This is a genomic window from Bacillus sp. SA1-12 (assembly GCF_000981385.1).
Lineage (GTDB): Bacteria > Bacillota > Bacilli > Bacillales > Bacillaceae > Metabacillus.
The window spans coordinates 157,144-179,111 of record NZ_LATZ01000006.1 but is presented as its reverse complement, the minus strand read 5'-3'; the positions used below and the strand labels follow the sequence as shown (position 1 = coordinate 179,111).

General features: G+C 35.5%; 21 protein-coding genes. 3 read left to right on the top strand and 18 right to left on the bottom strand.

What is annotated here, in order from left to right:
• Both WQ54_RS06400 and prsW read right to left on the bottom strand, forming a co-directional pair.
• Positions 1-614: peptidoglycan-binding protein (locus WQ54_RS06400; protein ID WP_197089556.1), on the bottom strand; the 614-nt coding region annotated here is incomplete at its 3' end.
• 185 nt (positions 615-799) lie between these two features.
• A complete protein-coding gene (gene prsW, locus WQ54_RS06395) occupies positions 800-1,462 on the bottom strand; it encodes a glutamic-type intramembrane protease PrsW (protein WP_046513698.1) in 663 nt (220 codons plus the stop codon).
• A 231-nt stretch (positions 1,463-1,693) separates the two neighbouring features.
• Here prsW and WQ54_RS06390 point away from each other — a divergent pair, with 231 nt between their 5' ends.
• Positions 1,694-2,662 (top strand): asparaginase, encoded by a 969-nt coding sequence (locus tag WQ54_RS06390; RefSeq protein ID WP_046513695.1) that lies wholly within the window; start codon positions 1,694-1,696, stop codon positions 2,660-2,662.
• Positions 2,663-2,917: 255 nt separating this feature from the next.
• Here WQ54_RS06390 and WQ54_RS06385 read toward each other — a convergent pair whose 3' ends face one another.
• From WQ54_RS06385 to WQ54_RS06340, 10 genes are all read right to left on the bottom strand, one after another.
• Positions 2,918-3,880 (bottom strand): YpdA family putative bacillithiol disulfide reductase, encoded by a 963-nt coding sequence (locus WQ54_RS06385; protein ID WP_046513692.1) that lies wholly within the window; start codon positions 3,878-3,880, stop codon positions 2,918-2,920.
• Between the two features lie 91 nt (positions 3,881-3,971).
• The gene (locus tag WQ54_RS06380) at positions 3,972-5,243 is read right to left on the bottom strand and encodes a Glu/Leu/Phe/Val dehydrogenase (protein ID WP_046513689.1); all 1,272 of its coding nucleotides are present in this window, start codon (positions 5,241-5,243) and stop codon (positions 3,972-3,974) included.
• 318 nt (positions 5,244-5,561) lie between these two features.
• The gene (locus tag WQ54_RS06375) at positions 5,562-6,161 is read right to left on the bottom strand and encodes a genetic competence negative regulator (RefSeq protein ID WP_046513688.1); all 600 of its coding nucleotides are present in this window, start codon (positions 6,159-6,161) and stop codon (positions 5,562-5,564) included.
• A 113-nt stretch (positions 6,162-6,274) separates the two neighbouring features.
• Entirely contained in the window at positions 6,275-7,180 is a 906-nt protein-coding gene (locus tag WQ54_RS06370) for a MerR family transcriptional regulator (RefSeq protein WP_046513686.1), read from the bottom strand.
• Positions 7,181-7,257: 77 nt separating this feature from the next.
• Positions 7,258-8,004 (bottom strand): metallophosphoesterase, encoded by a 747-nt coding sequence (locus WQ54_RS06365; RefSeq protein WP_046513746.1) that lies wholly within the window; start codon positions 8,002-8,004, stop codon positions 7,258-7,260.
• 178 nt (positions 8,005-8,182) lie between these two features.
• On the bottom strand, positions 8,183-8,650 hold the full coding sequence (locus WQ54_RS06360; protein WP_052737686.1) for a DUF2663 family protein: 468 nt from the start codon (positions 8,648-8,650) through the stop codon (positions 8,183-8,185).
• A 296-nt stretch (positions 8,651-8,946) separates the two neighbouring features.
• Positions 8,947-9,612: a LysM peptidoglycan-binding domain-containing protein gene (locus WQ54_RS06355; protein WP_046513684.1), complete on the bottom strand. Its 666-nt coding sequence runs from the start codon at positions 9,610-9,612 to the stop codon at positions 8,947-8,949.
• Positions 9,605-10,204 carry a CPBP family intramembrane glutamic endopeptidase gene (locus tag WQ54_RS06350; protein ID WP_046513681.1) on the bottom strand — a complete coding sequence of 200 codons (600 nt, stop codon included), beginning with the start codon at positions 10,202-10,204 and terminating at the stop codon, positions 9,605-9,607. Before WQ54_RS06350 ends, WQ54_RS06355 begins: the two co-directional genes overlap by 8 nt.
• A 3-nt stretch (positions 10,205-10,207) precedes the next feature.
• Entirely contained in the window at positions 10,208-11,707 is a 1,500-nt protein-coding gene (locus WQ54_RS06345; protein WP_046513678.1) for an ATP-dependent DNA helicase RecQ, read from the bottom strand.
• Positions 11,704-12,759, bottom strand: coding sequence for a helix-turn-helix domain-containing protein (locus tag WQ54_RS06340; protein WP_046513676.1), 1,056 nt, complete (start codon positions 12,757-12,759; stop codon positions 11,704-11,706). The genes WQ54_RS06345 and WQ54_RS06340 overlap by 4 nt, the downstream gene beginning before the upstream one ends.
• A gap of 275 nt (positions 12,760-13,034) precedes the next feature.
• Between WQ54_RS06340 and WQ54_RS06335 the strand changes: the two genes are divergently transcribed.
• Entirely contained in the window at positions 13,035-13,283 is a 249-nt protein-coding gene (locus WQ54_RS06335; RefSeq protein WP_046513673.1) for a ferredoxin, read from the top strand.
• A gap of 271 nt (positions 13,284-13,554) precedes the next feature.
• Positions 13,555-15,129, top strand: coding sequence for a phosphoglycerate dehydrogenase (serA, locus tag WQ54_RS06330; RefSeq protein ID WP_046513670.1), 1,575 nt, complete (start codon positions 13,555-13,557; stop codon positions 15,127-15,129).
• A gap of 132 nt (positions 15,130-15,261) precedes the next feature.
• Here serA and WQ54_RS06325 read toward each other — a convergent pair whose 3' ends face one another.
• From WQ54_RS06325 to WQ54_RS06300, 6 genes are all read right to left on the bottom strand, one after another.
• Positions 15,262-16,110, bottom strand: a complete 849-nt coding sequence (locus WQ54_RS06325; protein WP_052737685.1) for a M23 family metallopeptidase — start codon at positions 16,108-16,110, stop codon at positions 15,262-15,264.
• Positions 16,111-16,406: 296 nt separating this feature from the next.
• Entirely contained in the window at positions 16,407-17,588 is a 1,182-nt protein-coding gene (locus tag WQ54_RS06320; RefSeq protein ID WP_046513668.1) for a hypothetical protein, read from the bottom strand.
• On the bottom strand, positions 17,566-18,111 hold the full coding sequence (gene sigX, locus WQ54_RS06315; RefSeq protein WP_046513666.1) for an RNA polymerase sigma factor SigX: 546 nt from the start codon (positions 18,109-18,111) through the stop codon (positions 17,566-17,568). Before sigX ends, WQ54_RS06320 begins: the two co-directional genes overlap by 23 nt.
• 248 nt (positions 18,112-18,359) lie before the next feature.
• The gene (locus WQ54_RS06310; RefSeq protein ID WP_046513664.1) at positions 18,360-18,944 is read right to left on the bottom strand and encodes a cob(I)yrinic acid a,c-diamide adenosyltransferase; all 585 of its coding nucleotides are present in this window, start codon (positions 18,942-18,944) and stop codon (positions 18,360-18,362) included.
• A gap of 275 nt (positions 18,945-19,219) precedes the next feature.
• Entirely contained in the window at positions 19,220-21,007 is a 1,788-nt protein-coding gene (locus WQ54_RS06305; RefSeq protein WP_046513661.1) for an ATP-binding protein, read from the bottom strand.
• Positions 21,004-21,726, bottom strand: a complete 723-nt coding sequence (locus WQ54_RS06300; protein WP_046513657.1) for a response regulator transcription factor — start codon at positions 21,724-21,726, stop codon at positions 21,004-21,006. The genes WQ54_RS06305 and WQ54_RS06300 overlap by 4 nt, the downstream gene beginning before the upstream one ends.
• Positions 21,727-21,968: the final 242 nt, after the last annotated feature.

Here is a 21,968-nt window from a genome sequence, read left to right as displayed (position 1 = left end):
TGTTGCTGACGTTGTTGCTGCTGCTGTTGCTGCTGTTGACGTTGCTGCTGTTGCTGCTGCTGCTGTTGCTGACGTTGTTGCTGCTGCTGTTGCTGCTGTTGACGTTGCTGCTGTTGCTGCTGCTGCTGTTGCTGAGCATACTTTGCCTTATAGCTTTGCTCTTCCTGCTGTCTTCTTTGTTCAGCTATCTGCCTTGCTTTTTGAATTTGCTGCTGACTTGGTGCGGTCTGCAGTTCTAAAGGAACTCCGCCGTAATGAGTAAAACGTTTGCCGCTATGAATTTGACGATAAACAAAATCCATATAGAATTTTGTAGAATTCCGTAACATTTGTTTTGTTTTAGGACCTACCAGTCCATCTATTTCTTCTAAACCAAACATATGCTGAAAGTTTCTTACCGCCCAATACGTACTCCAACCGTATACTCCATCAATTGTTCCATGATAATACCCGTTATATTGTAATCTTGCCTGTAATTCAATTACATCTCTACCCGTTGCACCTCTTTGAATGGTCTGCTCTGAAAAAGCATGTGTCGTAGGGACATTTATTGAAAAAAATTGACATGTGACGGATGTAAAAGTCACTACTGCAACCATCAACATTATGCGCATATTACTCATGTTGCTGCCTCCTCATGTAGATGTAAATGCTTAAACGTATTTTTTGTAGTCTTTGGTATTTTATTCATCCTAAATGACAAAGCAGCCATTTCAAACAATTCATCCCATTATCAACACCGTTCTTTACAAACAATGAGAAGCTTTCATTCGGAAAATAAATGAAAAAAAGCTGCACTCTAAGGCAGCTTTGAATCAATCATATTCACTCTTGCTTTTTTTGCTTTATGAAGGGCAAACCACCAAAGAAATAACATAAATGGAAGCATGATGTATCGCCAATTTAAATAGCTTAACAAGATGGAATCATAAATGGAATGCAGCAATATCGGAAGGATACATGAAAGCAAGATCCACTTTATCCTATTCTCACCGCTAGAAAATTTCCCTTTACCTAAATAATATCCCATAATAACTCCGAATAGTGCATGGCTGGAAACTGGTAATATCGCCCTTCCTAAAGCATATTCAACACCATTCGCAAATAAATATACAATATTTTCCAACGATGCAAATCCCAGAGAAACTGACACACCATAGACAATTCCATCATAATGCTCATTAAAATGCACATGCTGATAAATGGTAAAAAATAAAATAAACCATTTAAAAAACTCTTCAAGAAATCCAACTGCAACAAATGTATAAAGTACTTTAGTAGAAAAAATCATTTCAACATCCAGCACATATTGAATAAACATAATTGGAAAAACAAGCAAAGCCCCGAAAATAAATGAACGCAGCACCATATAAATGGGCTCTGCTTCATACTGATCTTTCAAATAAAAATAACATAATAAAGCAAGACCTGGGGCAATGCCCGCAGAAATAATCGAAATCATTCACAGGCCTCTTTTCTTTATAATCTCTTTATACTAATTTGATATTTTTATACTAACACAACCTTAAGTAAAAATGATTAATTTCACTTAAGGTTAATAAAATTATAGGTAGAAATAACCACAACCACTAGACGTATCACTTTTTTAATCGTATCATGTTATCGTTAAATTGAAAATGTTTTAACATAGATAAAAAGTAAGATTATTCTTGCAAACATGGAGGTTCTAGTGATGAAAAATATCCTATTAATTCATACAGGCGGAACAATATCAATGAAGGAAGATGAAACGACCGGTGAAGTAAAACCCGGAGAAAAAAACCCTCTAGTTGATCTTATTAAAGATGTTCCTGATATAAATATTATTTCAACAGAATTATTTTACTTGCCATCTCCACATATTACACCTAAAGAAATGATGCAAATCAAAGCTTATATTGAGGAAATGATTGAGAAACAAACTCTTGATGGTGTTGTCATTACTCACGGTACAGATACATTGGAGGAAACGGCATTCTTTCTTGACGTAACCTTATCATTGCCAATCCCTATTGTAATAACGGGGGCTATGAGATCAAGCAATGAATTAGGGGCAGATGGTTTGTATAATTTATTATCAGCACTTAAAGTTGCTACCTCTGAGAATGCAAAAAATATGGGTGTTCTCGTAGTAATGAATGATGAAGTTCATACTGCAAAAAACGTAACGAAAACCCACACAAGTAATATTGCTACATTTCAAAGTCCACAATATGGACCGATCGGCATTGTTAATAAAAGTGGTGTCTTCTTCCACCATAAACCGGTCATCAACCTGCCTTTACATGTAGCTGCACTTGATAAAAATGTGCTCTTACTTAAAGCTTTTGCCGGAATGGACGATACGCTTTTACATGCGATTGGTGACCTCCAACTTGACGGCTTAGTCATTGAAGCATTAGGACAAGGTAATTTACCGCCAATGATGCTTCCAAGTTTAAAAAAGTTATTATCTAAAGATGTTCCTATTGTTCTGGTTTCCCGCTGCTTTAATGGAATCGTTCAAGACGTTTATGGCTATGATGGTGGTGGAAGGCACTTAAAAGAACTAGGCATGATCTTTAGCAATGGATTAAATGGACAAAAAGCAAGACTAAAACTAATGATCGCTCTTGAAACAACAACTGATCGAAAAAAACTTGAAGAGATATTCTCAATTTAAAGCTCAGGGTCCCTTGGTTCAACCTAGGACAAATATTCAAATTGGAGATGAGAAGACCGTTTTACCTTCTATTCCAATTTGGCTAGACACTGTAGAGGCTATGCGCTGGCAGTCAAAATACTAGACATTATTCGCTCTGACTGAACTTCCTATCCTTCCGTGCTAATACATGAACGCTAATCACTTTAATGGAATTTTCATATTTTCTTAACCATGATAAAAGTGAGAGGATATTTACACCTCTCACTTTTCCAGTTAATTTCTCTCTTTGATTGCCTCATAAATAAGCTGGCCATGGAAGCGGCCATTTTCAATAAATATTTCGTTCGCATTATTACCTGCAGCTATAACCCCTGCTATAAAAATTCCTTCAATATTAGTTTCCATCGTATCAGGGTTAAAGGTTGGCCTTCCTGTTTCTGGATCAATTGTTATACCCATTTTTGTTAAAAACTGATGATCAGGATGATAGCCTGTCATGGCAAACACAAAATCATTTTTTATTTTTTTTGACTGTCCATTTACTTCATAGGTTACCGTTTCTTCACTAATTTCAAGAACGTTTGCTTCAAATTCCATTGTAATCAGCCCATTTCGGACAAGTGCTTCGAACTCTGGCAGGATCCATGGTTTAATACTAGGAGAATAATCATTCCCCCGGTACAGCACTGTTACCCTTGCACCTGCTTTTACTAACTCTAAAGCTGCATCCACACTGGAATTTTTCCCGCCAATAACAACTACATCTTTATTAAAGTATGGATGCCCCTCCTTAAAATAATGAAAAACCTTTGGTAAACTCTCTCCAGGTACATTCATATAATTAGGATGATCATAATATCCTGTGGCAATAACAACTTGTTTAGATTCATATACTTGTTTATCGGTATATACTGTAAATGTGTTATCGTTTTTCTCAACTTTTTCAACTTTTTCAAATGAATGAATGCGAATGTCTTTTCTCCGCACTACTTCCCGATAATAAGCTAAAGCTTGATTGCGAAATGGCTTTCGATTTTCCGTAATAAATGGAACCTCACCTATTTCAAGTTTATCACTGGAACTAAAAAATGTTTGATGTGTTGGATAATGATAAATCGCATTGACAATATTTCCTTTTTCAATGACTAATGGTTTTATCCCTATTTGTTCAATTGCGATTGCAGCAGATAGACCGCAAGGCCCACCGCCAACAATGATTGTTTCTTCCCTAATCACAATCTCCACTCCTGTTGTTCATTTTACGTCAACAAAAAATCTCCTATCCATCATGATAGGAGATTTTATCATTTGTTGCAAATAGAATAGCTTAAATCCAGCCTCTAAACCTTGAAGCCTCCGCCATTTTACGTACCCCTACCATGTAGGCAGCTAAACGCATATCAACACGTCGGTTTTGGCTTGTTTCATAAATATTATTAAATGATTTTACCATTACCTTCTCAAGTTTCTCTTCCACTTCTTCTTCTGTCCAATAATAACCTTGGTTATTTTGAACCCATTCGAAATAAGAAACCGTCACACCACCTGCACTAGCTAATACATCTGGAACTAATAAAATACCTCGTTCAGAAAGAATTCTTGTTCCTTCAAGAGTAGTTGGTCCGTTTGCTGCCTCAACAACAATGCTTGCTCTTATATTTCCGGCATTTTCTTCGGTAATTTGATTTTCAATTGCTGCCGGAACAAGAATATCACAATCAAGCTCAAGTAATTCTTTATTTGTAATTGTATCATTAAACAGCTTCGTAACTGTACCGAAACTGTCACGTCGATCAAGTAAATAATCAATATCTAAACCATTAGGATCATGGAGTCCGCCATATGCGTCGGAAATACCAACAATTTTCGCACCAGCATCATGCATGAATTTTGACAGATAACTCCCCGCATTACCGAAGCCTTGTACAACAACTCTGGCACCTTCAAGCTTAATGCCCTTTTTCTTAGCAGCTTCACGAATACAAATTGTTACTCCCTTAGCAGTAGCAGATTCACGTCCATGAGAACCGCCTAAAACTAAAGGTTTTCCTGTAATAAAACCAGGGGAGTTAAATTCATCAATTCGACTGTACTCATCCATCATCCACGCCATAATTTGTGAATTTGTAAAGACATCAGGTGCCGGTATATCCTTTGTAGGCCCTACAATTTGGCTTATTGCTCGGACATAGCCCCTACTTAGTCGCTCTAGCTCTCTAAATGACATATCCCTTGGGTCACAGACAATGCCGCCCTTACCGCCGCCATATGGAAGGTCAACAATACCGCACTTCAAACTCATCCAAATTGAAAGCGCCTTTACTTCTTTTTCGGTAACATTTGGGTGAAATCTAATTCCACCTTTTGTTGGACCAACTGCATCATTATGTTGGGCACGATATCCAGTAAACACCTTTACTGACCCATCATCCATACGAACAGGAATTTTAACAGTCATTAATCTGAGCGGTTCCTTCAATAGTTCATATACTTCTTCGGGATATCCAAGTTTTTCTAGCGCATTATGTATCACCGTTTGTGTAGATTTCAACACATCAAGTTTATCATTTTTATCACCGGTGCTTTTCTCGGCTACCATTTAAGCTAACCTCCTAAATCTTATCAGTAAATGAAAGAATGTCCACCTTTCATGACATAGTATACACTTTAAAAATGCTTATGCAAAGAAGAAAAATCATATTTATCATAATTTCATTTTCTAATTCGTAAACGATTTCAAAATAGGTGCTTACCGTTACATGAAATGTAAATTAACTTCTTAGTAATTGTATTTTGTCCTATTTAAATAAAGTTATCACTTAATGGAAAAATGAAAAAGAAGATACCTCAAAACCTATTGGTTTAGCCATTTTATGGCAACCACGTTTCTGAGTCATCTTCTTAAAATCAATTAAGACTATTCACCTTTGTTCTTACAAAAATGCTGATAAATTTCGTTGATCGCATTTTCTTCTAATATGATTTTTCCATATTCTTTTAATCTATGGACAGTTAATGTAGATGGACTTCCATACTCAGCCAAAATCGCAACTAAATCGTCAAGTTCCATTTCCTGATCATCACTTAAGAGCAGGTAATATCGTTGTTGAAAGAAAATAACCATACCTTCAGTAACATTTAATTGATATAGACAATTTGAGAGTTGAATAATATCTTCAAAAGAATCATATTCATAAATAACGTCAAAGCTTTCATCCAATTTCACTTGCATCTCTATATAATCATCAGAAAAATCGTCATCAATTTCATCTGTTTCCTGACTATTTGTTACAATGACAACCATCCCTTGAGCATGAAGTGAATATACTTCGACAGCGATCGGACCATGCGCCTCAAAGCCCAATTCTATACTTGCTTCATTCATCATGTCTCTAAATAGTTGGTGAACTTTTAATGAATCTTTCCAGAGGTCTTCTTTGGTAAGGCCCCGATCTCGCAAATCATCAGTTGTTAAGAAAATTTTTATTTTATCATAATTCAGTCGCTCTAGCCGCATCCCATACCCTCCTGCCGTCAGAACGCTCTATATATCATCATAGTATGATTTTTATATAAGATGGTTCTAATATTTTTTACAGTTTACACTCTGTACATATTTTAGACAAGTAATTACTCTTGATTTTTTTGTGCCAAATTTTCCTTTAACCATTTTTCCCACTTTTGTTGTTGAAATTCAAGTATATTATGTTTCAAATGTGAATAATTTGACGTACTTTGTCTACTATTAATCACACAAATCTGCACATGTTTCGTTCTAGATGAAAGTTCTTCTAACAAAGCTATCGTTTTTTCACTGTTACGATCTAGAACACATGATAAAAAGAGATACTGCGGCTTTACCTTATTCAATACACTATTTAATTCAAAAGTATCAATACTTCCTCCTATGTATATCACCTCAATGCCCTTTCTTCGTAAAAATACCGTAAAAATAAGCAATTCAAGTTCACTGGATTCTTCTGGGCCGCATAATGCCACTGCCTTTGGAAGAATTCCAGCTACTGGTAAGCTATGCAAAATCGTCCCGATTCGCGATCGAAAATAAGAAAAAATAAATTGTTTCTCTGCAGCTGTCACTTCCGTCTTTACATCCTTATCCAATTTTAAGAGTAAATAAGGAATCATCTCAAATACAACTTTATCAAATGTAAAAAGACTAAACGCTTTATTTAAACAATCATTCGCAAGGCTTTCATCAAATTGAAGGAGAGAATCTAGGAGGTTGTCCATTAACTCAATAGATTGGTCAGCATTAGCCATGCGATCCATTAACTTGTGATAATTGGCATTTTCTAAAAGATTAATTGCTTGGCTAATCGTAAACCCGTTATCTACCTTATTAATTAACCATTTTAATGTTTGGATATGTTCTTCCGTATAAAGTCGATGACCTGATTCATTCCTTTTTGGTGCAATGACTTTATACCTTCTTTCCCAAGCTCTTAATGTTCCAGACTGAATTCCAAGAAGCTTGGAAGCAGCTTTTATATTATATTTGCCTTCTTGATTAGTCATTTCGTTCCCCCAAAAGTGAAAATCCGACTCATCCAAAAAAGGATGATGCTGGTAATCATCCTTTTTACATATTAAATTTATGTTTTTATACCAGGATTCTTAAGCTGGATAATATGTGCCTCTGCAGGTGCACCCAGCCTAAGTGGTAAACCCGATGTACCGTATCCATTACTTATTAGGAGTGTTGCATTCGGCAGCGAGTGAAGCTTTCCCTTTTTGTACAACCCTAAACCAAACAAGCGTATTTGGCCTCCATGTGTATGACCGCCTATGATAAAAGATATTCTGTCTGATTTCCTAACTTGATCGTAAATCTCCGGATTATGACTTATTAATAATCTAAAATCGGTTTTAGGAGAATGTTCTAAGGCAAGATCAAGTCTATCTCTTTCCATACTCATATCCTCTACTCCTAGAAGGACCAATTTTTCTCGGTTCTTTGACGATATCGTTGCTGTTGTATTATTAAGAATCGTTACACCATGATTTTTTAGTAAGTGTTCAAGTCTTTCTTTACCAACTTCATAATCATTATTGCCAAAAACAAAATAAACTGGGGCAATTTTTTTCAAAACAATTAAATTTTGCTCAACTCTTTGAAAAGGCACGCCCGACTCCGTTAAATCACCGCCGATAATCACTAAATTAACCGAGGATGGAAGCTGCTCTAATAATTTAGTAGAAATTGTTCTTCTATGAATATCTGAAATGAAAAAAATCGTAAATTTTCCAAAGCTTTTTGGAAATTCATTAAAGCTTAATGTGTGTTTTGTTAAATGATTTTCTTTAGCTTTTATAAGCATGACTATCATCAAAAGTAACATCAGTACCGGTAAGCAAAATATGATTATTTTCAACAAGGGAAACACCTCTGGAAATTTATAACTAGAAAACCAATAAAATTGTTTATTGTTGGTAAAAGTGAATTATATCACACTACATAATAAAAATCCCCTCTATTTCAAATATATGAAAAGAAGGGGAAACGTAGAAAGTAATCATTTACTTGCTCTCATGAAACAAATTAATATCATATTCATTCTTCATCATCGAAAACACTTCATGGCGATTTTTCCACTGAGTTGGCTGCGGCCATAAATCTGCACTTTTTTTGATCACTTCACATCTTAAGTTATGGTATTCAGTTTCAGCTTTTTCTTCTTTCTTTTTATAAAATTGTGCAGTAGCATAACCTGCGACAATAAGTAAAACAACCAAAATATGATACGTACCATCAAACAACTTATGAAAAATGATCCCAATTTGACTGCCAGCAGGTTTAATAATAAAAGCATATACGTAAACAATAAAGCCCATTAGCAGCACAAAGGTGAAAAATTGTGCCTGAAAGCATTTGTTTTTATAATTCTCCAATTTTCTTTTCCGCTCAACTAAATGATGGAGCATTTTTTTGGTCGGTTCGTCAGTATGATCTTTAAGCAGCTGAATTCGAGTTTCTATAACGTCCACTTCCCCTCATACAACGATTCTTACTGTTAATACATTGTATGAAGTCGTCCACACAGATATGAGTAGATAAAAAATGAGACTTCCATCAGTGGGATGTGCTTCATCCTCTGATGGTAAGCAAAACTTATCATGCATAAATCGCCACCGCCCACGTTTCTCCTGACTCAGGCTTCAATCGCTCGGCAGTTCTTTATGTCCGTTATCCCTTTATTCACATCTTCATTACTTCTTTTGAATTCAATATAAGGTTTCAGTAAGATCAAAATGCTTTAAACTCTTATTTAGTTTAAAATGTATTATTTTAAAGGAATTTTTAAAACTTGACCTTCAAAAACAGTATCACCTTGTAAATTGTTATATTCTCGAATAATTTCTTCGCCTGAACGACTATTATAATACTTAATCGCTATTTTAAAGAGTGTTTCATTTGCAGCTACTTTATGAGTGATGACTTCTCGATAATGAGTGCTATCCGTTTCCTCACTTTCATTTGTATCATCATCCTCTTTGACAGTATCATTTGTATATTGTACGTCCCCATCATTAGGTTCAGTTTGCTGTTGATTAGTATTGCTTGAATCATCAGTTTGGACAGGATCCTCTTCTTTTGTTTCATCAATTGGTTCACTTGTTTCCAAAGAACTTGACCCTTGTTCTTCATCTTCTTGTGCTTCTGTCGCAACAAAAACCGTTTCATTTCCTGAAAGGCTTTCTCCATCAGCAGACTCGTGATCACGATTGCTGTAATAGGTTGTTATGAACAAAAAAAGGATCGGCAGCATAACAAAGAGTAAAGCTAATATACTAATGATTGGATATTTCATTTTTGGTTTTTTCTTTTTCACATTATCCTTATGAACTTTAGAGCGTGGAGGAAAATCGCCATGTATTTCTTTATAGTCATCGATCATCTGAGATCGTAAGTTTCTCGCTTGGTCAGAGCGTTGATCAAATTCACTCATTTCCTTCTCTCACCTCTTTTAAATAATTCAACCTGATTTGAATTGCAAAGACTAAATCAATTAAAAAATGAGCAATAATGGTTGTATATAATGTATCTGTTATGTCATATACAATACCTAACAAGAAACTAATTGCCACGACCATTGTAAATAAAATCGATTTTGATAAGTAGCGAAAATGTAAAACAGCAAAAATTAAACTTGCAGTCCATATACCTAAATGTGTTTGCAGCACACCGCGAAACAAAATTTCCTCTGAAATGGCTATTAACAAGGTTAGGAAAACAATATGAGGGAAACTCCTTTTAGCAAAGAGTCTTTCATTTATACCTCCATCATCAATGAAATGTTTCGGTACTAGCTTCATGATAATAAAGTCAACAAAGATAACAATAATTGCAGTTGCTATTCCATATATGATAAATGAATTATTTGTAACCCTCCATAGATCCATAAATTCTTTAACTGAATCGAATAAAAATATACCTGAAATCGTCGAGAATACCAATATTAAAAATTGTGTAAAATATAAATTTTGAACAATTTGTTTATCTGTTAGATGTTTGATTAGTTCATTTTGCTTTTTAAACAAACATTAATCACTCGCCTTATGAAATATCGCATATAATTCCCTCTCCCAATCTAATTCTGCTGTTTGTTTTTGGGAGTCACTTTTCCCTTCAAAGTCCTTAAGGGTTATGCCACAAAAATCACAGCAATTTTCAACAGTGTGAATGGGGACCTGTTCATTAAAATAAGCTAAAAGCTCTTGTCTTTTACATCCCTCAAAGTTAAGCCAATCGGTCATTATTTTTAATTTTTTATGTTTAAGCAACACCCTGGTTTCAATCTCAGTCCAAATGCGGGATACAAGAGTTTCCGGATAAAGATCAAGGCTTCGAAATGTACTTAGGTGATATTCAAGGTATCGCCATTGAATTTCTGTTAAACCACATTGCATTTGAATCTCATCAAAGGTTATTGATTGTTGGTTTTTTTCTTGTAAGTAATAGATCGTACGGTACAGCTTTTCATATGAAGGAAATTCAGATTCAACTAATATCCTTGGTACTTCATAATCACTTTCTGTTAACAGTGTTATCGCTAAGCTAGGAAGTCCATCACGACCTGCCCTGCCAATTTCCTGCATGTAAGATTCTAGCTGGGAGGGGAAATGGAAATGGATCACAAAACGTATATTTTGTTTATTTATACCCATTCCAAAAGCATTCGTACAACAAACAACCTGAAGTTGGTCATATAAAAACTGCTGCTGAATCAAAATTCTCTGCTCCTGATCCATTCCTCCATGATAATAGCCAATTTCACTGAAACCAGCATTAATAAGAATCTGTGCAAGTCGTTCAGCCCATAACCTACTTGAACAATATATGACTCCAGGCCCCTTTAATGACCGAACTAAAGTAAGAATTCGCTCAATTTTTTCGTCGATTGAAGCATGTTTTTCAACAGTTAATGCAATATTCGGCCTATTAATAGAATAAATAAACGTCTTGCTTTGTGAACGGAATAGGAGTGTTTTTTTTATATCTTCTACCACTTCCTTTGTTGCAGTTGCAGTTAATGCCAAACAAGGAGGATGATCTAATTCTTTAATAATTGACCCAAGTTTTGAATAATCCGGCCTGAAATCATGCCCCCATTGTGAAATACAATGTGCCTCATCCACTACAAACAATGATATCTTTGCATCTTTTAAAGCACGAAGTACATTTTCTGATTGCAAGATTTCTGGTGATGCATAAATATACCGATACTGTTTTAAAGATGTTAGATATCTTTTTCTTTCTTTTATTGAAATGGTACTGTTTAGAGCAATAACTCTCTTTTCTCCCCTGAGTTTAATTTGTTCCACTTGATCTTCCATTAACGATAATAAGGGGGATACTATTAAGATTGGCCCGTTCAATATATAGGCAGGAAGCTGATAACAAAGTGACTTTCCCCCGCCTGTCGGCAGCATTGCTAACACATCATGTTTTTGTATAACTGCTTCAATAATCTCTAATTGCCCTGTTCGAAAGTGATCTAGCTGGAAGTAAGTTTTTAAGATGTTTTCAATTTGTTTGTTCATCCGTTCCTCCCATTGATCGCATAAGCAAGTCTAATTTGAAAGTAGCTGTACTTATGATTTAAGTACTCCTTTACTTTTTTCAATTGGTGTGTATGAAGGGATTCAATTGCCTTGCTAATCTCCTCAAAATCTTCTGTTGATAAAAAAGCAGAAGGTGTAAAAGACTGATCATGTAACGTTATTTCGACAATATGGTCTTCAATTGTACTTATTTTTAACTTTCGAATCGCAGCGATTTGCTGCAGGGTATTCCCTTGCAATAAATAGGAGCGCGTTTTTGCCGTCGAAGATGTTAGGATATTATTTTGCCGCTTATCTTTAATGATCGCATGAAAGATACTGTCCCGCTTTTCCGTTTGGAATAGAAACATTGAATGAATAACATTCCAAAATAATAAAAAAACATATGTTGGATCTTCGTTATGTTTTCTGGCAATTTGTTCAAACGTGAGCCCAATCGTTTGACTTGATGTAAGTCTCTGAGTGAAAATGGCTGCTTCAGTTGTTGTCTGAAGTAAAAGAGCTTCTTTTATCTCTTTATAAATATCATCAGCAAGCCGCTTCTTTGAAATAGAAATCTGCATTAAAAATGATTTTAACCACTGTAAATCCTCTTGATTTTTCGTTAAAGGAAGATACTTCCTTCTCTCATAAACAATATTAGATAAGACCTGTACAAGCAGCGACAGCCTTCTCCAAAAAATCCTGCCAAGATCACCATATTCCCATCCATTTAAGTTAGCAGGTAATGGCCTTTGGGCCATCCCTTCATTTAATACGAAGTTACCTTTATCTGTAACAGAATAATGCTGATTAGGTAAAAATTCAAGCAAACCTTCCTGTATCAATTCTTCACATGCTTCATTTAAGTATTGACGAGACAACCTTGGGAAAAGATTAAACATATGAGATAAATTAAAAAGTTTGCCATCTTGAATTGTTTGTGAAGATTTTTTTCCATTAAGCAAATGATAAATAGCGGAGAGAGATCTCTCTCCTTTAAATTGCTTAAAACAATAAAGCAAAACAAGATAGAAATAACTATGTTTCATTTCATCACCTAACATTGTTTGACAATATTCGATCATCTTCTTTATTTTAACAAATTTTTAGTCCTACGTTCACAAAATAGGTTTATTTTTCCCAATGTTTTCACTATGATAAGTATTCTCATCAGAGTTTTTTATTGAAATGTCTAAAAAACAGATTTACAATACTAAATAGGAACAGCAGAAGTTGATATTGTTTAAAAAGAATTGACTCAAGCATTTAAGTTCTACCATATAATGAAGATATGGTATTAATTTTTTCAGGAGGTTTAGTTTTAATGGCAAAATATACGATCGTTGACAAAGACACATGTATCGCTTGTGGAGCATGTGGCGCTGCAGCACCAGACATTTATGATTATGATGATGAAGGTATCGCATTCGTTACCTTAGATGATAACCAAGGCATTGTAGAAGTACCGGAAGAACTTGAAGAAGATATGATGGATGCTTTTGAAGGCTGCCCAACAGATTCAATTAAAATTGCTGATGAAAAATTTGACGGTGACGCGTTAAAATTTGAATAGTTAATGGTACCCTCCGCATTTAATGCAGAGGGTTTTTTAATTTTAACGATGAATAATTTGCGGGAGGCAAACATGACAAAGGAACATTCAAGTGCATAAATGCTGTGAAAACACCTAGTACTACCATTTAAAATGTGTTCGGATACAGAGGAAAACAAAAGGTCCTACTTGAGACTTTTCACACTTTCATGCTTTAAAGACCTTTTGACAAAATCCCCTTAATATGGTAAATTATCTGAAAATTATTCTGGCCTGTAGGAGGATCATAAAAATGATTCATATCCTTGTTTCCGACTCAATAAGCAGTGAGGGATTGCAGCCTTTATTAGAAGCATCGCATATTCATGTTGTGCAAAAAAAGGTTGACGAAGTAACGAAAGATCTTCATCTATTCGATGCCCTCCTTGTTAGAAGTGCAACAAAGGTTACAGCAGAATTATTGAAAGAAATGACGAATCTTAAAATTGTGGGCCGCGCAGGTGTTGGCGTTGATAATATTGATGTTAACGCTGCAACAAAACATGGTGTTGTTGTCATAAATGCACCAAACGGAAACACCATTTCAACAACTGAACACACTTTTGCAATGATGGCATCATTAGTTCGTCACATCCCTCAAGCCAATATGACAGTTAAATCAAATAAGTGGAATCGACATTCATTTGTTGGAACTGAATTATTTGGAAAATCCTTAGGTATTATTGGTTTTGGCAGAATTGGCGGAGAATTAGCAAAACGTGTACGTGTATTTGGCATGAATGTCCTTGTTTACGACCCATTCCTTACGAAAGAACGTGCTGAAAAGATCGGTGTAAGGAATTGTGAGTTTAATGAGTTATTAGCAAATGCAGATATTATTACCGTTCATACACCGCTAATAAAAGAAACCCGTGGCATTCTTAACAAAGAAACGATTGCTAAAACGAAAAAAGGTGTTTACTTATTAAATTGTGCACGTGGCGGAATTATCGATGAAGCTGGATTAATCTATCATCTTGAAACAGGCCATGTTGCAGGTGCTGCTCTCGACGTCTTTGAGGTAGAGCCTCCCCTTAATAATAAGCTCCTAGAATTTCATAATGTAATTGTAACACCTCACTTAGGTGCTTCAACAAAAGAAGCTCAATTAAACGTTGCCGCACAAGTCACTCAGGAGGTACTAAATTACTTAGACAGTAAACCTGTGACCTCTTCCATTAACTTACCTACTCTTACAAAAGAACTTTTTGATAAAATTCAACCTTTTTTTCATTTAGCCAAAAAAATGGGAAATATTGTTTCACAATGCATGAAAGTCCCCGTTCAAGAAATTTCCATTCAATACGAAGGACCTGTAGCTGAGATTGAAACATCATTTATCACAAAAGCCTTATTAGCAGGATTTTTAGATGCTCGAGTCGACATTTCAGTTAACGAAGTAAATGCAGGTATGATTGCTAAGGAAAGAGGAATTACGTTTAGTGAGAAAATTTCCTCTTCAAAATCAGGCTATGAGAACTTGATAGAAGTTAAAGTATTCAGTGATAAGCAAACTTTTGTTTTAAAGGGTACCCATGTCCCCCATTATGGAGAACGAATAGTAGGTATTAATGATTTTAAAATTGATTTCTACCCCACTGGTCATTTGTTATATATTCAACACCAGGATAAGCCGGGTGTTATTGGCCGTGTTGGTAAGGTATTAGGTGATCATGAAATCAATATTGCAGCCATGCAGGTTGGACGTAAAGAAAAAGGCGGAGAAGCGATTATGATGTTAGCTTTCGATCGAGCTTTAGATGATGGTTTAACAGGTAAGATCGCTGCATTTGATGACATTGTTTCTATTAAAACCATTGACCTGTAATAATTTTAATTCTAGAAGGGGATGATTCAATGTTCGAAAAAATTCCTTTTTTAAAAAGATATGTTATTTTGACTTTGAATCATCCATTTCTCGATTTTCACCATTTAAAAAAGCTGACACAGCTAAACATAATTAGCGCTTAACTGGTATGTTGCCGGATTGCCATGCATAATTATTTTGCTTATTGACATAAATGATAAGTTTTTGCCCCGGATAGATGAGAGTTGATTCAAGTTTATTCCATTTCTGGAGTGAATGGACCGTTACCTTATGAATTTGAGATACTTTCCATAACGTATCTCCCTTCATGATCGTTATCACCTTTTTGTTCATTTCTTGCTCTTTTCCATGGTTTTCTTGAGACTTTATTATTGTAGTCGACTGAAGCTCTGTATTTGCAGTTTCCTCTTTAAATACAGCTGATTCTGTTTTTTCCTTAGAAGACTCAGAAGCTTGTTTGTCTTCTGAACGAACCGTTTCATTTGACAAGCCAAAAACAAAAATAGGGTCTAATGCATGTTCTTTTTCATATGTCCATTCGCCTTCATGTAGTTCAAAATGTAAATGTGTTCCTGTTGAGATTCCTGTATTTCCAATAATGCCAATTGTTTGTCCTTTTTGTACTTTCTCACCTTCGCTAACGAGCCTTTTACTCAAATGAGCATATACCGTTTCATAGCCCTCTGGATGTTCAACAAAAACAACATGCCCGTATGTATCGGAATAATACGATTTTTTTACGTTTCCTGCGGATACAGAGACGATTTTCTCTCCATCAGGTGCGGCAATATCAATTCCTTTATGATTTCCATTCCTTGTTCCGAATGTATCTGTAATAACACCATCAACTGGCTGAACCCAGTTATCTTCTAATTCATCTATGTAAGATTGTGCCTCTACCTGATTATGTATGCCAAAGGTTATTCCTATAAATAGCCCAAACATTATGATGAACCATAACTTTTTTACATTTACTAGCATTTTTCTCCCCCTACATTTTTTAAAGCTATTTTCAATTTAGTGAAAGTGAAAATTACTTCTAAATGAACTCGAATTCATGAAAAACTACAGGGACATTGTATGGAAGCTTGTCTTGGAAAAGAACAAGAGTTAGTATATAACATTTATTTCCTTTCTATACATACGAATACAAAATTGACTTGTCCGGACTCGCGCCAATAAGCCATTTTTAATGCAGGCTTTCTTTACCTTCCTTTATAGAATGGCTAGACTATCAGAGCTGGACATTAAAAAAAGAGACTCTTGATTGAGCCTCTCTAATTCGTTTTGATCGGATTTGGTGAAAAAGGTACTTCAATCGGTTTTGTAACATCCATTTCCCCAATCCGATTAGTTTTAATTCCTTTAAACTGAACCGTATGATAGCCAAATTCTTTTGCTGTCATTAACACAGCTTCTAACATAATAATTGAATCTTCACTATCCTCCAAACCAGCATCTTGATTAAACTCAATTTCAAGCAGGTCACCTTTTGGAATTGAATTTATATTTGTAACAGTTTTCAATATCGTTGGTTGAAGGTTATTCTCTTCAATCCCTTGCTTCATCGCATCCAGAGCTCCTTTAATTGAATCATATGAATTAGGTGATGGCACGAGTAGCTTTAATGTATTTTCATCGAATTGATAGAGGAAATATGCTTTTTGCGTTTCTTGACTCACATCTAAATTATTTTTAGGGCCTGATTGACCGAATTCAATGCCTTCTTTTTGATTTGTATAAAGGTTTACTCTTTTATAATTAAGCCATTTAAAAGTTTCGATAATTGCATTTTGATATAATACATCATTTGTCGATGAAGACAAATTCGGCACACCCTTATAATCAATTGTAATTTCCTCAGGTTTTCCTGTCTCTGAAAATTCAGTTTCGCTTAACTCATAGGTAATCGGCCCAAGCTCTTCCTTATATACTTCTGGATTTACCTCTTCGATTTGCTCCAGCTTATCCTGCTTTTTGTTTACGACAAGACTTACAGGCAGAATGTTTTTAGCTTCAGAATCTGTAAAACCAACAGTAATAACGTCTTCCTCCTCACTTGCAGCAGTTACAAATGTATCTTGCTTTTCATTTAGTAAAGAAGCTTTAGCAAGTTCCTTGTTCTCTGAATCTTTTCGTGCTTCAGCTATTTGCTCATTGTTATCTGATGATTGTTGTGATTTTGCTGAACCCTCTGTTGTTGATTGGGAAGACATATCCATCGAACTCTCTTCATTTGTCTGAAAGCTTTGAAAGAACAATGGAGAAAGCAAAGCGAAAATAAACAATGCGGCAACAGCAGCAATTGCCGGTGCCATCCAAGTTCTCGATTTTTTCCCCTGCTGCTGTTTAGAAAGAATACTCTGATAGATGTCCTCTGACGTTTGTTTATCCTTAACAGAGGGTAGCTGCTTCAAAAGCTGTTTGAGCTGTTCTTCATTCCAATCCTGTCTTTTCAACTGATAGCCCCTCCTTTGAAATAATCATCATTTGTTTTTGCAGCTGTTTTAGCGCACGATGCTGAGTTGTCTTTACCTTACTAGATGTCCATCCAAGTGCTTCAGCTGTTTCGGTAATGGATAGTTCCTGAAGATATCGTAAAATAAGCACAGCGCGCTGGTCAAAAGAGCATGCATCAAGTGACCGGTACATCCATTGAATTTTTTCATTTTTTAAGGCAATCTCATCTGGCAACGGTTTATGGTCCTCAATTTGATGTTTTTGCCAATCGAACTTTTCGAGAATCCGCATGCGAATCGTTTTTTGTTTTCTAAACCAATCAATGGCCACATGCCTAGCTATGGAAAACAACCATGTCTTTTCTGTGCTTCGGCCTTCAAAATTATCATAGGCCTTTAATACCCGAATATACACCTCTTGCACCAAATCTTCAGCCTGCTCACGATTTTTCACCATATAGAAAAGGAACTGAAATAAATCTTGGTGATATTTTTCATATATTCTCTGAAAGGTATCCTCCATGAATGCCCCTCCATTCGTTTATTTAGTCGATAACAAATTGGAAAAGTTGCGCTTTTTGAAAAGAAAATAATTTTGAAATAATTATGTAATATTTGACGTCAACTATGTTAACTTTAGCATACTTACTAGCAATCTCGAAGTCTCTCATAAAAATTTCATAAAAAAATATCGTTCGATCCTTTTCACAATGTTTATTGGAAAACGATCAAACGATTGACGACTGACCATATGAAATTAAAGTTTACCCTTTAATCACGTTCTTTTTTCGAAGGTTTGCTTTTAAACACGAGTGCACTTCTCTCATATTCAACATCCTTTACTCCTAAGCGAAAATTAATGACTCTTGCAATAGCAAAGAAGTAATCTGATAAACGATTTAGGTACTGTAAAACGAATGGATTTATTTCTATTTCCTTTTGTAAAGATACTGTACGTCTTTCAGCTCTGCGTGTTACCGTTCTTGCAAGATGAATAACAGCTGAAGCCGGACTGCCTCCAGGTAAGATGAACCTCTCTAATTCAGGTGCTTCCTTTACATAATGATCTATTTTCTCTTCCAAAAATGTTACCATCTCAGCTGTTGTTTTATACGGGTATTTTTCCTTTACGACTGCTAAATCTCCTCCGCAATCAAACAACTCATGTTGAATTTTTTCTAATTCATGATAAATATCATTGAACATAGGGTCTTTTAGCATTGTCATCGCCTGACCAACAAAAGAATTTGCCTCATCAATTGTACCATAAGCTTCAACACGCAAATGGTCTTTATCCACTCTGCCACCAATGATACTGGTTTTTCCTTTATCACCTGTTTTTGTATATAAATTCATTGCCGCAACTCCCTATCTAAGGTATGTATCGCTCTATTCTTCAATATATTTTCGATCTGCATTTTTAATATCCTTTAAATTTATTTTGCTCTGTTTAACTAGTCTATTGATTATCTCTACATTTAGGCCGGCGGACTTGGAATTTTCAAGGATTATTTTGCCTGCCGAACTCAATTGCCAATTGTTACATGTAGAAAACCTAGACTACTCTTTTGAATAGGCTAGGTATAAAAATAAGAAATTTGTTTCTTATGAAACAAGATTGTTCGTCAAACTTATTCAGAAACATGGTTATTTCGCGGTAAAAAGATACTAAATGTCGTACCTTCTCCAATTTTACTATGAACTTGAATTTTCCCCTTATGTGCCTCAACGATATTCTTGGCTATCGCTAAGCCAAGTCCAGTTCCAGTTCTTCCCCTTGTTCTCGCTTTATCCGCTTTATAAAAACGTTCAAATACAAAAGGTAAATCCTCTTCTGGTATGCCGCTTCCTGAATCCCTGACTTTAATCAAGATTCCCTCATCATTATCTGCCGCAGTAATAGCAACTGTACCATTTTCAGATGTATGGCGAATAGCATTATCAATTAAATTTGTTAATACTTGTTCAATACGGTCAGGGTCAAATAAAAAGTAAGGATCATCTAACCCAATATCTGCTTGCAGTGTTATCATTTTTTCCTTTGCAAGCCCCTGAAACTTACGATTAATTTTATCAATAAATGTCAGGACAGATACCTCTTCTATATTCAAAGAAATATGACCTGCTTCCATTCGAGCCAAGTCTAATAATTCATTCACCAATCTGCCCATACGCAATGATTCATCATAAATAACCTGCGCTATTTCACGCTTTTCTTCATCAGTACTTGCAATATCATCAATAATTGCCTCACTGTAGCCTTGAAGCATGGAAATAGGAGTACGCAGTTCATGACTGACATTGGCAATAAAGTCCTTTCGGAGTTTATCCAAACGGCGCTCATCTGTCATATCTCTAAGGACTGCTACTGCACCGCGGACATGTGAGTGATTATACAGCGGACTCATTAAAATCACCCAGCTTCTTCCTTGAATTGTTATTTCATGCACCTGCTCCTTTTCAGAATGAACCGCTCTATGAAAAAGTTCTTTTGCTTCAGGAGGTAGTTCCTCTCCAGATTGGATTTTCATTCCTTGCTCATAATACCAAGCCTGTAAAAAGCGCTCGGCAGGTGGATTTGTAACCAATATTGACCCATCAATATTCAATGTAATAACACCATCTGCCATACTGCTTAAAATATTTGATAAATGCTCTTTTTCCTGACTAAGGGCATTAATATGGAATTTTAACTGTCTTCCCATTTGATTAAAGGCTATTCCGAGCTCGCCAATCTCATCCTGAGACATAATCGGTACTTTTGTATCAAATTTTCCTTTCGCAAGCTCTTGGGCAACCTCTCGCATTTTTCTTAATGGATAGGTAATACGTGTCGACAAGAAGAAAGCAAATATAGTTGTTAAAATAATGGCAATCCCAGCTGCTAAAATAATATACTTTGTCGTTTCCTTGGTTGTATCATGAACAGCTAATAAAGATTGCGAGATAAAAATAGCACCCGTTTCGGTTTCAGAAATTTTATACGGAACTCCAACAACTAAAACTTCTTCCTCACCATTATTGGGCTGCTCTAAATTTGTTCTTTTGCTTACTTCACGGTCTTTCGTTAACACAACAGCAAGATCTTCATCTTTATAAATATCCTCAAATTCTAAATGAGGGATTTGTTTTTCTTCAATCGGTGAATTCCAGTAGGTATCATCGTCATTAACGATTAGAATATGGGTTAATTCATCGGTTAATTCCCAGGTAATTGACCTTGCAAGCGATTGATCTTCATGACTCTCCATTATCACAGATACCTTATTTGCAAGCTGATCAAGCTCTTTCTCCGCTACTTCAACATGGTAATTTTCAATGAATTCAAGCATAAGAATAGTTAAAACAAATAAGACAAAGGAAACGAGTAAAATAATCGTTCCCCATAATTTACCTACTACACTTTTCCAAAGTATCATGCATTATTAACCTCAAATTTGTAACCTACACCCCAAACAGTTACTATCATTTTCGCAGCTTCAGGTGAAACTTTGCTTAATTTTTCGCGTAGCCGTTTAACATGTGTATCAACTGTACGTAAATCGCCGAAAAATTCATATTGCCATACTTCTTTTAAGAGTTTCTCCCGATCGTATACTTTATCCGGAGTTTTAGCAAGGAAATACAAAAGCTCATATTCTTTTGGTGTTAAGCTAACCTCCGTGCCATCAGCTGTTACTCGATGTGCATCATGATCAATTGATAAGTGAGGAAAAACAATTACATTTTTTGCTTTTGTATCTGTTTTTAAATAAGAAGTTTGTGACGATCTTCTCAGAAGAGCCTTTACACGTAAAACAACTTCTCTGGGGCTAAATGGTTTAACAATATAATCATCTGTTCCAACTTCAAAGCCTTGAACCCTGTTTGCTTCCTCTCCTTTGGCAGTTAGCATGATAATTGGTGTTGCTTTTTTCTCTCGGAGCTGTTTACAAACCTCAATTCCATCTATACCAGGCATCATAATATCAAGCATTATCAAATCATATTCATTATTTAATCCAAGTTCCAATGCCACATCGCCATTTTCAGCTTCATCGATTACATAATTTTCTCTTTCTAAATACATCCGTAATAGTCTGCGAATACGGTCCTCATCATCAACAACTAAAATTCTTCCATTTTGGTTCTCTTCCATTAGAAAGCCCTCCCTAATTTAGAATCACGTAAGCACCTATTCAAATTCTTGCTTTTTAAGAAAAGCACAAGGCGCTAAGCTTTCGGCGACAAGTATAAGTTGAAATAGGAATAGAGGGATATTTCACCTTCCCTTCAATTCCTATTCGGCTAGACCCCAGTGGCAGTTAAAAACTAGGGCATCAATCAATATAACTGGCCTTTACACATCTTCGTATCGCCGATGGTGCCTAGAGCTAGACA

Coding starts and splice junctions, on each gene's coding strand:
- prsW (WP_046513698.1), bottom strand. CDS start 1,462: ATGATTTCGATTATTTCTGCGGGCATTGCCCCAGGTCTTGCTTTATTA.
- WQ54_RS06390 (WP_046513695.1), top strand. CDS start 1,694: ATGAAAAATATCCTATTAATTCATACAGGCGGAACAATATCAATGAAG.
- WQ54_RS06380 (WP_046513689.1), bottom strand. CDS start 5,243: ATGGTAGCCGAGAAAAGCACCGGTGATAAAAATGATAAACTTGATGTG.
- WQ54_RS06375 (WP_046513688.1), bottom strand. CDS start 6,161: ATGCGGCTAGAGCGACTGAATTATGATAAAATAAAAATTTTCTTAACA.
- WQ54_RS06370 (WP_046513686.1), bottom strand. CDS start 7,180: ATGACTAATCAAGAAGGCAAATATAATATAAAAGCTGCTTCCAAGCTT.
- WQ54_RS06365 (WP_046513746.1), bottom strand. CDS start 8,004: ATGTTACTTTTGATGATAGTCATGCTTATAAAAGCTAAAGAAAATCAT.
- WQ54_RS06355 (WP_046513684.1), bottom strand. CDS start 9,612: ATGAGTGAATTTGATCAACGCTCTGACCAAGCGAGAAACTTACGATCT.
- WQ54_RS06345 (WP_046513678.1), bottom strand. CDS start 11,707: ATGAACAAACAAATTGAAAACATCTTAAAAACTTACTTCCAGCTAGAT.
- WQ54_RS06340 (WP_046513676.1), bottom strand. CDS start 12,759: ATGAAACATAGTTATTTCTATCTTGTTTTGCTTTATTGTTTTAAGCAA.
- WQ54_RS06335 (WP_046513673.1), top strand. CDS start 13,035: ATGGCAAAATATACGATCGTTGACAAAGACACATGTATCGCTTGTGGA.
- serA (WP_046513670.1), top strand. CDS start 13,555: ATGATTCATATCCTTGTTTCCGACTCAATAAGCAGTGAGGGATTGCAG.
- WQ54_RS06325 (WP_052737685.1), bottom strand. CDS start 16,110: ATGCTAGTAAATGTAAAAAAGTTATGGTTCATCATAATGTTTGGGCTA.
- sigX (WP_046513666.1), bottom strand. CDS start 18,111: ATGGAGGATACCTTTCAGAGAATATATGAAAAATATCACCAAGATTTA.
- WQ54_RS06310 (WP_046513664.1), bottom strand. CDS start 18,944: ATGAATTTATATACAAAAACAGGTGATAAAGGAAAAACCAGTATCATT.
- WQ54_RS06305 (WP_046513661.1), bottom strand. CDS start 21,007: ATGATACTTTGGAAAAGTGTAGTAGGTAAATTATGGGGAACGATTATT.
- WQ54_RS06300 (WP_046513657.1), bottom strand. CDS start 21,726: ATGGAAGAGAACCAAAATGGAAGAATTTTAGTTGTTGATGATGAGGAC.